Source organism: Cupriavidus necator (genome assembly GCF_016127575.1).
GTDB classification, from domain to species: Bacteria; Pseudomonadota; Gammaproteobacteria; order Burkholderiales; family Burkholderiaceae; genus Cupriavidus; species Cupriavidus necator_D.
Genome location: NZ_CP066018.1, coordinates 490,406 through 504,046, shown reverse-complemented (window position 1 = coordinate 504,046; position 13,641 = coordinate 490,406). Strand labels below are relative to the sequence as shown.

10 protein-coding genes are annotated in these 13,641 nt (G+C 68.8%); 5 read left to right on the top strand and 5 right to left on the bottom strand.

What is annotated here, in order from left to right:
- Nucleotides 1–130: 130 nt before the first annotated feature.
- The 4 genes from I6H87_RS02415 to I6H87_RS02400 form a co-directional block, all read right to left on the bottom strand.
- Nucleotides 131–1,531: an MFS transporter gene (locus tag I6H87_RS02415; RefSeq protein WP_011614790.1), complete on the bottom strand. Its 1,401-nt coding sequence runs from the start codon at nucleotides 1,529–1,531 to the stop codon at nucleotides 131–133.
- A 623-nt stretch (nucleotides 1,532–2,154) separates the two neighbouring features.
- Entirely contained in the window at nucleotides 2,155–5,028 is a 2,874-nt protein-coding gene (locus tag I6H87_RS02410; RefSeq protein WP_136227807.1) for a c-type cytochrome, read from the bottom strand.
- A gap of 50 nt (nucleotides 5,029–5,078) precedes the next feature.
- Nucleotides 5,079–5,576, bottom strand: coding sequence for a (2Fe-2S)-binding protein (locus I6H87_RS02405; RefSeq protein WP_010812899.1), 498 nt, complete (start codon nucleotides 5,574–5,576; stop codon nucleotides 5,079–5,081).
- 87 nt (nucleotides 5,577–5,663) lie between these two features.
- Complete coding sequence (locus I6H87_RS02400; RefSeq protein ID WP_010812898.1) at nucleotides 5,664–6,824, bottom strand: FAD-dependent monooxygenase; 1,161 nt, start codon at nucleotides 6,822–6,824, stop codon at nucleotides 5,664–5,666.
- 349 nt (nucleotides 6,825–7,173) lie between these two features.
- On the opposite strand from I6H87_RS02400, the gene I6H87_RS02395 reads away from it, so the two are divergent.
- From I6H87_RS02395 to I6H87_RS02380, 4 genes are read left to right on the top strand one after another with little or no spacing between them, the layout of a single operon-like run.
- Nucleotides 7,174–7,926, top strand: a complete 753-nt coding sequence (locus I6H87_RS02395; protein WP_010812897.1) for a maleate cis-trans isomerase family protein — start codon at nucleotides 7,174–7,176, stop codon at nucleotides 7,924–7,926.
- A gap of 11 nt (nucleotides 7,927–7,937) precedes the next feature.
- Complete coding sequence (locus tag I6H87_RS02390; protein ID WP_011614793.1) at nucleotides 7,938–8,768, top strand: alpha/beta fold hydrolase; 831 nt, start codon at nucleotides 7,938–7,940, stop codon at nucleotides 8,766–8,768.
- A gap of 13 nt (nucleotides 8,769–8,781) precedes the next feature.
- Entirely contained in the window at nucleotides 8,782–9,861 is a 1,080-nt protein-coding gene (locus I6H87_RS02385) for a 2,5-dihydroxypyridine 5,6-dioxygenase NicX family protein (protein WP_011614794.1), read from the top strand.
- The gene (locus I6H87_RS02380; RefSeq protein ID WP_011614795.1) at nucleotides 9,854–10,489 is read left to right on the top strand and encodes an N-carbamoylsarcosine amidohydrolase; all 636 of its coding nucleotides are present in this window, start codon (nucleotides 9,854–9,856) and stop codon (nucleotides 10,487–10,489) included. Before I6H87_RS02385 ends, I6H87_RS02380 begins: the two co-directional genes overlap by 8 nt.
- Before the next feature lie 27 nt (nucleotides 10,490–10,516).
- On the opposite strand, the gene I6H87_RS02375 is transcribed toward I6H87_RS02380, so the two are convergent.
- On the bottom strand, nucleotides 10,517–11,272 hold the full coding sequence (locus tag I6H87_RS02375; protein ID WP_011614796.1) for a TetR/AcrR family transcriptional regulator: 756 nt from the start codon (nucleotides 11,270–11,272) through the stop codon (nucleotides 10,517–10,519).
- 83 nt (nucleotides 11,273–11,355) lie between these two features.
- Between I6H87_RS02375 and I6H87_RS02370 the strand changes: the two genes are divergently transcribed.
- Entirely contained in the window at nucleotides 11,356–13,635 is a 2,280-nt protein-coding gene (locus tag I6H87_RS02370; protein WP_011614797.1) for a xanthine dehydrogenase family protein molybdopterin-binding subunit, read from the top strand.
- Nucleotides 13,636–13,641: the final 6 nt, after the last annotated feature.

Genomic DNA, 13,641 nt, shown 5'->3' with positions numbered 1-13,641 from the left:
GCCGCGCCGTTGCAGCCGGATTGTAATGGAAGCGGGCCGCCCTGCCCGTGGCTTCGCTTCCGGGACCCGCCCACGCCAGCGCCGCCGGCGGGCTCCCTGAACCGCCGGGAGCGTCCGGCGGCGCCTTGCGCTAGTCAAGCGCGCGGTTCTTCGACTCGATATCCACCATGTAGATGGCGATCGCCGCCACGGCAAGAAATGACGAAAGCAGCGCCAGGGCGAGGGTGAACTGGCTGGCCATGATCGGTGCAATGATGGACGGCGCGAACAGGCCGCCAAAGCGCGCCATCGCACCCGCAGTGCCCATCCCGCTGGCCCGCAGGTCAGTCGGGTACACCTCGGGCGTGAAGGCGTAGAGGGCGCCCCAGGTACCGAGCAGCGAGAAGCTCATCAGCAGGGTCGAGCCGACGATAAGCGCGGTGGACGTACCCAGGCTGTAGAGCATGCAGCCTGCCGCGCTGAGCAGCAGGAAGCCGATCAGGGTCGGCTTGCGGCCCCAGCGCTCGACGCCGTGCGCGGCCAGCGCGAACCCGGGGAGCTGCACCAGCGCGAGCACGATCAGGAAGACCTGGCCGCGCATGAAGCCAAAGCCCTGGCCCGCCAGCTTGACCGGCAGATAGACGAAGACGCCGTAGTAGGCGATCGAAATAAGCGCCCAGGCGGCAAGCAGGCAGATGGTGCGGCGCCGGCAGCCGCGCGCGAACAGCGCAAAGACCGACTTGCGCTCCATAGGCTGCGGCTCCAGGTTGCCGATTTCAACGGACACGCGATTGGCGGTGGCGACACGCTGCAGCACCGCGCGCGCCTCGGCCGAGCGACCCGATTTATTCAGGTAGAGCGGAGACTCGGGAACAAAGAAGCGGAACACCACGCCGACCAGGGCCGGGATGCCCGTGACGAGGAAGATCAGCCGCCAGGCATCATTGCCTCGCGACACGGCGATCAGCGCAAGAATGGCGAGCAGGATCGTGCCGACGGCCCAGAACGACTCCAGCAGGACCAGCCAGCGACCGCGCCGGTCCGAGGGCAGGAACTCGGCCATCATGGTGTAGTCGACGGGCAGCGTGCCGCCGACGCCGATGCCGGTCAGGAAGCGCAGCAACAGCAGCCACTGGAAGTCCGGTGCGAAAGCGGAAGCGACACCGCAGATGGCGTCGATGACCACCGCCATCATCAGCACGGGCCGGCGGCCGATCCTGTCAGCCAGCCGGCCGAACACGAAAGCGCCGATCAGCATGCCGACAAAGAACATCGTCCCGGTCTGCAGCGCGGTCGGTACGGGAATGCCAAAGGTCGCCGCAATCGACGGCGCGGTGAAGCCGATCGACAGCACCTGCATCGCGTCAGCCAGCCAGACCAGGCCGAAGATGACGAAGAGCCGATACTGGAACCGGCCGACGCCGGCCGCGCGGATGCCTTGCTCGATCGTGATGGTTTGAGGCGACGCTCCCCGCGCGCTGGGCTGTGGGGACGCGCCTAGCGTGACTTCCGGGATGGTCGTTGTTGCCATGGATGAAATTGATGACGACATGTTGTCTACCTGTCTTTATAGGCTGGTTCTTGAACTCGGACGCACACGTATCGAAGCAGGGCCAGACGGTACTGACTAATGCGTGATGATCACACCGGGCAATCGCACCGAATTGCAACGAAACGTGGTGAGTACTCCAATTGGCGAGGCTAGAACTGACCCGGTAGCACGCTCGCAACACCTGCTTGGTTCTGATACGACATAGTCACTCCTTGTTGTCTACCCTTGGTTGGTCCAGGCCCGGCCTCCCGGTCGGCGCTGCGGGGGACTATGCAAGCCCCGGGCCAGCGCTTCCGGTGATGTAAAGGGCCAATCTTTTAGTTTTGTTGTCTCGTCTGCCGCTTGCGGCGCGCCGTCCTTGTGCGGGGCGGCACCGCTGCGAGCCACGCGGCACTCATGTAGTGCGCACTACATGATCGTTCAGCGTAAGCTACATGAAACTGGCGGGCAAGGCCGAATTGCGTTTTCCCTCCTCGGGGTTTTCCCGCGCGTGGCGCGCATGGCGCCGGCGCGGGAATGCACGTTCCCTGCCCGGTGGCGAAGCGCCTTGCCAGGCACGGCGTAGGTGCGGTCAGCGTGGATGCGGCAGGCGCGGTGAGCCGGCCCCGCCGGGTCTGCTAGTCCTAGTGGGCAGGCATCGCGCGCAGGCGCGCGACGGTGTTCTCCAGGTCCTGCCATGCGGGTTTGTCGGGCGCAAAGCGCGCGCGCAGGTACTGCGTCAGTTGCGCGATCTGCTGGTCGTCGAGCGTGTCGGCATAGGCCGGCATCGCCCCCAGTTCGCTGTTGGGCGGTGCCGGCATGCCTTGCAGCAGCACCTGGATCACGTTGTCCGGCAGCTTGCTGTGCAGGTTCGTATTGAGCGCCAGCGAAGGCTTGACGCCGAACTGGGCGATGCCCTGGTCCGACTGGTGGCAGACCGCGCATGCGCTCTGGTACAGGCGTTCGCCGGGACCGCCCAGGGTGCGCGCGGCCTGCGCGCTGCGCTGCTCGAGCTGCGCTGCCTGTGCGGCCAGTACGGCAGGCGAGGGCGCTGGCGTGCCGAACGAGGCCACGTAGTGCGCAATCGCGCGCACGTCGGACTCAGGCAGTTGCGCCAGTTCCTCGACCACCGGTGCCATCGGTCCGGCCGCGGCGCCATGGTGCGGCGCATAGCCGCCGCGCAGGTAGGTGAACAGCGCCGCTTCGGTCCAGGGCAGCGGTGCTTGCGACAGCGCGGTCAGCGGCGGCGCTTCCCAGCCTTCGGCGCTGCCGCCGGTCAGGTACTGGCGGCCGCCCTTTTCGCCGCCGAGCGCGTTGCGCGGCGAATGGCAGGCGCTGCAGTGGCCCAGCCCTTCGGCCAGGTACGCGCCGCGATTCCATTGCGCGGAGCGCGACGGGTCCGGTGTAAAGCGCTCGTTGCGATGGAACAGCAGGTTCCAGCCGGCCAGCAGCGGGCGCAGGTTGAAGGGGAACGACAGCTGCGTCTGCGGGACTTCGGCTTTCACCGGCTCTGCCGACATCAGGTACCCATACAGCGCCTGCATGTCGCCGTCGCTGATCTTCGCGAATGCGGTGTACGGGAACGCGGGATACAGGCGGCGCCCGTCGCGGTGGATGCCCTCGCGCATGGCGCGCTCGAACGCGGCGAAGGACCAGTTGCCGATGCCGGTCTGCACATCCGGGGTGATGTTGGTGCTGTAGACCGTGCCGAAGGGCGTCTCCAGCGGCAGGCCGCCGGCGTTCTTCGCGCCGCCCGGCGCGGTATGGCAAACCGCACAGTCTCCCGCGGCGGCCACCAGCCGGCCGCGTTCGAGCGTGGCGGCGGAGTAGAAGCCGGCCTCGGGCGGCGCCACCGGTGCGATCGGCGCGCGCCAGGGCATCAGCGTGGCGCACACGCCGGCAGCGGCTGCGGCGGCTGCGGCGATCCAGCCGCGCTTGCTGCGCTGGTTGCCGGGCCTGGCCTCGGCCAGCGCCAGCCGGATGCGGTCGGCGCTGAAGGGCGGCGCGCGCAGGCGCACGCCGGTGGCATCGTAGATGGCATTGGCCACGGCCGCGGCGGCGGGCATGGTGCCGGTCGGGCTGGCAGCCAGCGCGTCATGCGGGGCGAGCGTGCCGGCCAGGCGGACTTCCGGCAGGGCGCTGCCCGGCACGGCCGGCAGCGCCTGGCTGGCAGATGGCGCCTCGGCCGGCCAGGTGTCGAAGGCGGGCGTGGCCGACGTCAGCTGCAGGGCAGCATCGGCCACGGCCAGCTCCAGCGAGCGCGCGGACGGCGCGGCTTGCGCGCGCGGCAGCGATTCACTGTCATGCCCCACCGTCACGCGCGTGACCGCCAGCTCGCCGGTGGTGCCGTCGACCTCGACCTCGGCCACCCATGCCGACCAGGTCTGCCCGGCTTCGTGATCGATGGTGTGGGCATAGGCAAAGCCGCGGCCGCGCTGTACGTTGCCTGCCGCTGTGTTGGCGCGGGGCGCGGCCGGCGTCCAGGCGGCGCGCTCGGCCACTTGCCGTACCAGTGCCGTGCCGCGCGCATCGTCGAGATGCGCCAGCCGCAGTGCGACCGGATCGGTGCCGGAGGCGGCGGCAAGCTCGTCGAGATGGGATTCCCGGGCGAACACCTGGGCCCGGGCGGCCGCCGGTGGCGCGGCATCGAACGCGGCGGCGTTGCCTGTCGCAACCAGGTCGACATGCGGGATGCGATAGGGCGGCATGGTGGTGGCGCCTGCATGGTCGGCATCGATGCCGTCCGCCACGGGCGATGCCGTATGCGTCAGCCACAGCGCCAGCGGTACGGCCGGGGCGGCGGTGCCCGCCAGCGTTGCGGCGTAGGCTTCGATGGCAGTGCCGGCCAGCGCGGTGTCGACGCGCACATCGAGCGCGGCATCGGCAAGGCCTACATCGGCGGCACACAGCCGACGCATCACGGGCAGTCCGGCGGCGTGGGCCAGCAGCGCCGCGTCGGCGGCGGCGTGCGGCGCGAGCAGCGCCGGGTCCGCGCGGTCATCGGGCGATTGCCAGCAGGCCAGCACCACCTGTTGCGGCGCGATGCCCAGCAGCGCGGCAAGCTCGGCGCGCAGCGCGCCAGGGCGCGTGCTCGGCAGCCACACGGTCAGCTTGCCGTCGCGCCAGTCGGCGACGGCTGTGCAATACGCCTCGCCGCGGGTGCCGGCCAGCGGCCACTGGTAGTGCTGCGTGTGGCGCGCGTCGGCGCCGGCCAGCACCGCATCGGCATTGCCGCGCCGGGCCAGCGCGTGGCGCGTTACCGGTGCGTCGTCGGCGCGGGGCGGGGCGGACCATCGTGCCTGCAGCGCCTGGATTGCGTTGGCGGCCTGTGCGCCGGAAGCCGCCGCCACGCCGGCAAAGTTGTTGCGGATGACGACCGCGCGCACGCCCGGCAGCGCCAGCGCGGCCTCGTGCTGCGCGCCCAGCAGGCGTGCCGCCAGCGGCTTGCCGTCGATCCAGCGCAGGCCAGGCGGTGTCAGCACCCGGGCAACCAGGCAGTCGGCGGCGGGCGGCGGCATGCTGCCCGCGACCGCGGTCGCAGGGGTGGCCTGGGGCACGAGTCCTTCGTTCACGATGCCGACCCCCCGGCCGTCTGCCGTTGCAGCATCGCGGCACGTTGCACCGCGCGCACGATTTCCACATGGGTGCCGCAGCGGCACAGGTTGAAGCGCAGCGCCTCGCGGATCTGGGCCTCATCGGGATCGGGATTCTGCGCGAGCAGCGCCTTGGCGGTCATGATCATGCCATTCAGGCAATAGCCGCATTGCGCGGCCTGCTCGTCGATAAACGCTTGCTGCACCGGGTCGGGCTGCGCATCGGTGCCCAGTCCTTCCAGCGTGGTGACGGCGTGCCCGACCACGGCCCTGACCGGCAGCACGCAGGCGCGCGCCGGCATGCCGTCCACCAGCACCGTGCAGGCGCCGCACTGGCCCAGGCCGCAGCCGTACTTGGGCCCGTTGCAGCACAGGTCGTTGCGCAGGATGTAGAGCAGCGGCGTGTCAGGGGCCACGCTCAGCGTATGCTCGGCGTGATTGACTTGCAGCGTCAGGGGGCGGGGCGTGTTCATCGGGGGGCTGGGGGCGGTTTGAACATCACGCATCGCTGCGCCGCGCCCCTTCGATGAGGGGCTGCGGCGAACAGGGTTGGTCAGGCGTCAGGCCGCTGCGGACAGCGTCCCGGTCCCGGCCGACACCAGCGGCACGTTGAAGACATCGTAGCCGAAACACCAGTCGGGGTTCTCGTTGCTGCGCAGCCAGGTGTTGTTGTGCGAGACCAGCTGGACCTTGCTCGCGCGCTCGTTGCGGTTCGCTTCATACAGCGCGAATGCCGAGGCGAAGTCGTCCACGCCGGTCTCGGTGAAGCAGCGCGTGAGCATCGCGGCATCCTCGATCGCCATCGCGGCGCCTTGTGCCATGTGCGGTTTCATCGGGTGGCAGGCATCGCCGAGCAGCACCAGGCGGCCCCGGCTCCACAACGGCAGCGGGTCGCGCTCCAGCAGCGGCCACTTGGTCACTTCGACGGTGCCTTCGATCAGCGACTGCACACCCTCGTGCCAGCCGTCGAATGCGGCGCGCATTTCCTCGATGCTGCTCGGGACCCAGCTCTTGCTCATGTCCCAGTCGGGCTCGGGCACGCCGGTGACGTAGTAGATCTCGTCGAGCTTGCTGGTATCGAAGTAGACCATCATGTGGCGGTCGTCGGTCCACCACTTGGTGCAGCGCTCATGCGTGAAGCCCTTGACGCGCGAGATCGGGAACACCGCGCGGTGCGCCACGTAGCCGGTGTACTTGGGCGGCTCGGCGCCCAGCAGCGTCTCGCGGATGCGCGAGTTGACGCCGTCCGCGCCGATCACGATGTCGGCCTCTTCGACCGTGCCGTCGGTGAAGCGCAATTGCACCACGTCGCCCTGGTCGGTGACGCTTTCCAGCTTCTTGTTGAAGAACAGCGTGTCGGGAGCCACGGCGTCGGTCAGCAACTTGTGGAAGTCGCCGCGGTGCACAGTCAGGTAGCTGGCGCCGTAGTGGCGCTCCGCGTAGTCGCCCAGCGGGATCTGCGCGATCACCTCGCCGCTCAGGCCGTCGCGGCTGTACCAGTAGTCGGGGTGGCAGCCCATGTCGTTGAGCGCGTTCTCGATGCCGATGCGCCGCATGATCTTCATCACGTTGGGCCCCACATGGATGCCCGCGCCCAGGCGTGAGAACGCCGGTGCCTGTTCATACAGCCTGACTTGGAAGCCGGCTCGCTGCAGCAGGGCGGCCGCGGCCGTCCCTCCGAGTCCGGCGCCGACAACTGCGATTCGCGGTTTGCCTTGCACGTTCTTTCTCCTGGCAATGACACAAGGTCGATGGGGGCTGGGGCGGCCACTCGGCCGACCGTTGAAAACGAGTGTACACACTCAAAATATCAAAGTAAAAGAAGAAATTGATGAACCTATGGAAAACCCTTACTGAAAACGTGAAGACGCCGCACATCGCGCTGTATCGGTGAATTTACGCGCAAAAACAGGGATTGATTAGTTAAGTATGCACTGAACGAGTGAATTCGTGGCGGCGCAGATTCTGTTTGCCTAGATAAAGTGTGTACACTACAATAAATCGCAGCATGCAGAGCCCGCCAGGGCGAAGCAGGCAGGGTAGACAGACAAACAGATGACGGAGTCGACAGTGCAGAAAGTTTTCCGAATCGGCCAGATCGTGCCGAGCTCCAACACCACCATGGAAACCGAGATCCCGGCGATGCTGGCCGCGCGCCAGCTGGTGCGCCCGGAACGCTTCACCTTCCACTCAAGCCGGATGCGGATGAAGAAGGTGGTCAAGGAAGAGCTGGCGGCCATGGACGCCGAATCCGACCGCTGCGCGGTGGAACTGAGCGACGCCCGCGTCGACGTGCTCGGCTACGCCTGCCTGGTGGCCATCATGGCCATGGGCCACGGCTACCACCGCGTGTCCGAGCAGCGCCTGCAGGCGCATACCGCCGAGAACGGCGGCGACGCGCCGGTGATCACCAGCGCCGGCGCGCTGGTGGATGCGCTCAAGGTGATGGGCGCGAAGCGCATCGCCGTGGTGGCACCCTATATGAAGCCGCTGACCGAGCTGGTGGTCGACTACATCCGCAATGAAGGCTATGAGGTGGTCGACTACCGCGCGCTGGAAATCCCCGACAACCTTGAGGTGGGCCGCCATGACCCGGCGCGGCTGCCGGAGATCGTCGCGCAGATGAATACGGCCGACGCCGATGTCATCGTGCTGTCGGCGTGCGTGCAGATGCCGTCGCTGCCGGCCGTGGCCAAGGTCGAGGCAATGACCGGCAAGCCGGTGGTTACCGCCGCCGTCGCCACCACCTATGCGCTGCTGAAGCGGCTCGGGCTGGAGCCGGTGGTGCCGGGCGCCGGCGCGCTGCTGTCGGGCGCGTACTGAAGGGGGCGGCCATGGCAGACAGCACCTTTCTCTACGGCGCCAACGTGAACGCCAACGGCATCCGCCAGCACTACCTGCGCTATGGTGGGCAGGGCGGCGCGCGCGCGCAGCGCGATGCCGTCATCATCGTGCCGGGCATCACCAGCCCGGCAGTGACCTGGGGCTTTGTCGGCGAGCAGTTCGGGCGGCAGTTCGATACCTATGTGCCCGACGTGCGTGGCCGCGGCCTGTCGCAGGCCGGCGCTGAGCTGGACTACAGCCTCGATGCGCAGGCTGCCGATGTGATCGCGTTTGCCAAAGCGCTTGGCTTGCAGCGCTACGCCATCGTCGGCCATTCGATGGGCGCGCGCATCGGCATCCGCGCCGCGCGCAGCAAGCCGGCAGGCCTGACGCGCCTGGTGCTGGTCGATCCGCCGGTGTCGGGTCCGGGCCGCCGCCCGTATCCGTCGCAACTGCCGTGGTACATCGATTCGATCCGGCTGGCGCAGCAGGGCATCGACGTGGAAGGCATGCGCCGCTTCTGCCCGACCTGGACCGAGGACCAGCTGCGCCTGCGCGCGCAATGGCTGCATACCTGCGACGAGCGCGCGATCCTGGCCAGCTTCAATGGCTTCCATGAGGACGATATCCACACCGACCTGCCGCACGTTGCCGTGCCGGCTCTGCTGATGACCGCCGGCCGCGGCGACGTGATCCGCGAGGAAGACGTGCAGGAGATGCGCAAGCTGCTGCCCGCGCTGCTGCTTGCGCATGTCGCCAACGCCGGCCACATGATCCCGTGGGACGACGAGGCCGGCTTCTACCGCGCCTTCGGCGACTTCCTGGGTGCGGCGCTGAACTGATCAAGGAGCGAACATGCCCGTAAGCGATTACGACCTGACCGCGGCGTGGAAGCAGGTGCTGACGCTGTCGAAGCTTGAGCCGGGACAGACCGTCACCGTGCTGACCGGCGCCGCCACGCATCCGCAGACGCTGCGCACCGCGATGGTGGCGGCGGCATCGATGGGCGCCATCGTCAACCGGCTCGACCTGCCGCCTGTCAACGGCGAAAAGGCGCTCAGCCGCGACGCGCTGGCCTACCTCGGTACCACGCCGCTCACCGGCAATCCCGCCGCCATCGCTGCGCTCAAGGCGAGCGACCTGGTGCTGGACCTGATGACGCTGCTGTTCTCGCCCGAGCAGCACGAGATCCTGGCGCAAGGCACCAGGATCCTGCTGGCGGTGGAACCGCCCGAAGTGCTGGCACGGCTGGTGCCGACCGAGGCCGACCGTGCCCGCGTCAAGGCCGCGACCGCGCGGCTGGGCAAGGCGCGCGAGATGCATATCGTGTCCGACGCCGGCATGGACCTGCGCTGCCGCCTGGGCGAATTCCCGGCGATCAGCGAGTACGGCTTTGTCGACGAGCCCGGCCGCTGGGACCACTGGCCGAGCGGCTTCGTGCTGACCTGGCCGGACGAGGGCGGCACCAACGGCACCATCGTGCTGGACCGTGGCGACATCCTGCTGCCGATGAAGTCTTACATCCAGGCGCCGATCCGCATCACGGTCGAAGCCGGCTATGTGCGCCGCATCGAGGGAGGCGTGGACGCCGAACTGCTGGCCGATTACATGGCCTCGTTCAACGACCCCGAGGCCTATGCCATGTCGCATATCGGCTGGGGCCTGCAGCCGCGCGCCAGCTGGTCGGCGCTGGCGATGTACGACCGCGAGGCCACCATCGGCATGGATGCGCGTGCCTACGAGGGCAACTTCCTGTGCTCGTTCGGTCCCAACAACGAAGCCGGCGGCAGCCGCACCACGGCCTGCCATATCGATATCCCGGTGCGCCACTGCACCGTCAGCCTGGATGGCGAGCCCGTGGTGGTGCGCGGCAAGGTGATGGACGGCCACCACGCGCCGGCCGCTTCTCTCTACAAGGACGCGCTCCATGGATGACGCCGTGCAGACTTACCAGCGTCAGGGCTTCGGCGCGTCGATTCCACTGAAGGCCCCATACGGCCTGCTGATCATCGACTTCGTCAACGGCTTCGCCGACCCGGCGGTGTTTGGCGGCGGCAATATCCCCGAGGCGATCCGCAATACCCAGCCGCTGCTGCGCACCGCGCGCGAGCAGGGCTGGCCGGTGGCGCACAGCCGCATCGTGTTCGCCGACGACGACAGCGACCACAACATCTTCACGCTGAAGGTGCCGGGCATGCTGACGCTGAAGGAGGATGGCCACAACAGCAAGATCGTGCCGGAGCTGGCGCCGGCGCCGGGCGAACTGGTGGTGCGCAAGACGGTGCCGTCGGCGTTCTTCGGCACCTCGCTGGCGGCCTGGCTGACGCAGCGTGGCGTGCAGACGCTGCTGGTGGCGGGTTGCGTCACCAGCGGCTGCGTGCGCGCCAGCGTGGTTGACGCGATGTCGCTGGGCTTCCGCCCGCTGGTGGTGTCGGATTGCGTGGGCGACCGCGCGCTGGGTCCGCATGACGCCAACCTGTTCGACATGGCGCAGAAATACGCCACCGTGCTGACGCGCGACGAGGCACTGGCGCGGGTTGCCGGCGTGCGCGCCGCCGCCTGAGGCGTGGCGACGCGGCCGGGCCTGGCGTCAGCCTGCCGCCGCGCGCCGGCCGCGGGCCGGCTTGCGCGGCGCGGCCGGCGGCGCCACATCCGCATCCGGCACCGCGCCGGGCACGGCCACGGCGCGCAGCACCGTCTGCTGGATCACATCGCGCCAGTGCGCCAGCGCGGGCGGGCTCATCATGGGTTCGCCCAGGAAGGCGCTGAGCGTATGATGGTTGGAGTTGTAGAAGTAGCCAAGCGAAGCGATCACCATATAGACATCGCGCGCGCCCGCGTCGGGCCGGAACAGCCCCGCGGCTTTGCCGCGCGCGAGGATGCCGTCGAGCACCGACAGCGCGTAGCTGGAGATCTCGCGCAGCCGCACCGACTTCTTCGCGTGCTTGCCCTGGCTCATGTTCTCGCTGGTCAGGATGGCGACGAACTCCGGATGGTCGAGGTAGTACTGCCAGACGAAGTCGATCAGCTGCGACAGCGCGCGCACGGGGTCGGCGGCGTCGAGCTCATGTTCCAGCTGCTGCTCGGCTTCATTGAGCTGCAGGTAGATGGTCTCCAGTACTTCGACAAACAGCTTTTCCTTGCTGCCGAAGTAGTAATAGATCATCCGGTCGTAGGTCTTGGCCAGCGACGAGATGCGTTCGATGCGGCCCCCGTCGTAGCCGCGCTGGGCGAAGACCTTGATCGCAGCCTTCAGGATGCGGTCGCGGCTGTCCTGCGCTTGTCTGGCCCGCGTGCCGGCTGGCGCCCGCTTTGCGGTTGGCTTGGGCGCGGTCGTGATCGTCATGGTCGATGCTTGGGCTATTCCACTGTTGGCTTGCAGTATAACGGGCGCCCCGGGGCGCAGCCGGTGAAGGAGATGGCAGAACGATGACGGCAACCAACCTGCAATCCTCGGCACAGGCCGACGCCGAAACGCCGCGCACGCTGCGGCTGGCGCTGCTGCAGGCCACCGGCGTGCTGCTGGTGACGCGCGCCCCGCAGGCGGCGCCGCGGCCCGCGCCTGGCCAGCCCGGCGCGGCTTCGGACTACGTGCCGGCGCTGCCGGACATCTTCATTGCCGTGCGCGACAGCGGCGAGGTGCTGGCCTTCAATGGCCACGTCGACCTCGGCACCGGCATCCGCACGGCCCTGGCGCAGATCGTGGCGGAAGAACTCGACGTGCCGCTCGAACGCGTACGCATGGTGCTTGGCCATACCGAAGCCACCCCCAACCAGGGTCCCACTATCGCCAGCGCATCGATCCAGATTTCGGCGCTGCCGTTGCGCCGCGCCGCGGCACAGGCGCGTGCGTGGCTGCGGGCGCGTGCCGCGCAGCGGCTCGGCGTGGAGGCCGGCGGGCTGGAGGCAGAAGACGGCGTGTTCCGCGATCCCGGCACGCAGGCCAGCATCGGCTATGGCGCGCTGCTTGCCGGCGAGCACCTGGAACTGCCGCTGGCCGAAGACATACCGACCAAGCCGGTCGAGTCCTACCGCATCGTCGGCCGCGCCGCGGGCCGCGTCGATATTCCCGGCAAGGTGCGCGGCGCGCTGACCTTTGTCCACGACGTGCGCGTGCCCGGCATGCTGCATGGCCGCGTGGTGCGACCGCCGTATGCGGGGCGCGACAGCGGCGACTTTGTCGGCAACAGCCTGCTGGAAGTCGACCGCGACTCCGTGCGCGACGTGCCCGGCCTGGTCGATGTGGTGGTGCAGGGCGACTTTGTCGGCTTGGTGGCCGAGCGCGAGGAATACGCGGTCCAGGCCGCGCGCCGGCTGCGCGTGCGCTGGAAGCCGGTGCCGCCGCTGCCCGCGCTGGACGATCCGGAGCCCGCGCTGCGCGCCAATCCGGCCACGCGGCGCGAGTTGCTGTCCGACGGGGAGCCGCCGGCAAGCGGCGCCGGCACGGTCTTGCAGCGGCGCTTTGTCTGGCCGTACCAGATGCATGGCTCGATCGGCCCGTCATGCGCCGTGGCCGACTGGCATGACGATGGCCTGACGGTGTGGTCCGGCACGCAGAACCCGCATGTGCTGCGCATCGACCTGGCGAGGCTGTGCGGGCTCGGCGAAGACCGTATCGAGGTCGTGCGCATGGAGGCCGCCGGCTGCTACGGGCGCAACTGCGCCGACGATGTCTGCGCCGACGCGGCACTGCTGTCGCGCGCGGTCGGGCGGCCCGTGCGCGTGCAGCTATCGCGCGAACAGGAACACCTGTGGGAGCCCAAGGGCGCGGCCCAGCTGATGGACGTCAGCGCCACGCTGGGGCCGGACGGCGCGCTGCTTGGCTATGACTTCACCAGCCGCTATCCGTCCAACGATGCGCCCACGCTGGCGCTGGTGCTGACCGGTGCCGTGCCCAACGCGCCGCGCACGCTGGAGATGGGCGATCGCACCGCCGTGCCGCCATACGCGTATGGCGCGCGCCGCATAGGTTGCGACGACACCCCCGCGATCGTGCGCGCGTCCTGGCTGCGTGGCGTGTCGGCGCTGCCCAATGCGTTTGCGCATGAGTGCGTGATCGATGAGCTGGCGGCAGAGGCGGGTGCCGATCCCGTGGATTTCCGGTTGCGGCACCTGCCGGATGTACGTGCCGCGGCCTTGCTGCGTGCCGTGGCTGAAGCGGCTGGCTGGCAGCGGGGCGTGGCCGGATCGCGGGGCATCGCGGATGCCGAAGGCCGGCTGCGCGGCCGGGGCGTGGCCTATGCCCGCTATATCCACAGCCGTTTCCCGGGCTTCGGCGCAGCCTGGTCGGCCTGGGTGGTGGACCTGGCGGTGGATGCCGGCAGCGGCCGCATCACCATTGAGAAGGTGGTGGTCGGGCAGGATACCGGCATGATGGTCAATCCCGACGGCGTGCGCCACCAGATCCACGGCAACGTGGTGCAGACCCTCAGCCGGGTGCTGAAGGAGCAGGTGCGCTTCGATGCGGATGGGGTCGCCAGCCGCGAATGGGGCAGCTATCCGCTGCTGACCTTCCCGGAAATCCCGCCGATTGAAGTGGTGCTGATGCCGCGCCAGTCGGAGCCGCCGCTGGGCGCGGGCGAATCGGCCTCGCTGCCGGGCGCGCCGGCGCTTGCCAACGCCTTGTTCGATGCGCTGGGGGTGCGGCTGCGCCGGCCGCCGTTCGTGCCCGAGACGGTGCTGGCGGCGCTAGCGGCGATGAATAGCTGACAGTTT

Bases quoted from the DNA above. Each gene is read 5' to 3' on its own strand.
- I6H87_RS02380 (WP_011614795.1), top strand. From the start codon at position 9,854: ATGGATGACGCCGTGCAGACTTACCAGCGTCAGGGCTTCGGCGCGTCG.
- I6H87_RS02415 (WP_011614790.1), bottom strand. From the start codon at position 1,531: ATGTCGTCATCAATTTCATCCATGGCAACAACGACCATCCCGGAAGTC.
- I6H87_RS02390 (WP_011614793.1), top strand. From the start codon at position 7,938: ATGGCAGACAGCACCTTTCTCTACGGCGCCAACGTGAACGCCAACGGC.
- I6H87_RS02385 (WP_011614794.1), top strand. From the start codon at position 8,782: ATGCCCGTAAGCGATTACGACCTGACCGCGGCGTGGAAGCAGGTGCTG.
- I6H87_RS02405 (WP_010812899.1), bottom strand. From the start codon at position 5,576: ATGAACACGCCCCGCCCCCTGACGCTGCAAGTCAATCACGCCGAGCAT.
- I6H87_RS02410 (WP_136227807.1), bottom strand. From the start codon at position 5,028: ATGCCGCCGCCCGCCGCCGACTGCCTGGTTGCCCGGGTGCTGACACCG.
- I6H87_RS02370 (WP_011614797.1), top strand. From the start codon at position 11,356: ATGACGGCAACCAACCTGCAATCCTCGGCACAGGCCGACGCCGAAACG.
- I6H87_RS02375 (WP_011614796.1), bottom strand. From the start codon at position 11,272: ATGACGATCACGACCGCGCCCAAGCCAACCGCAAAGCGGGCGCCAGCC.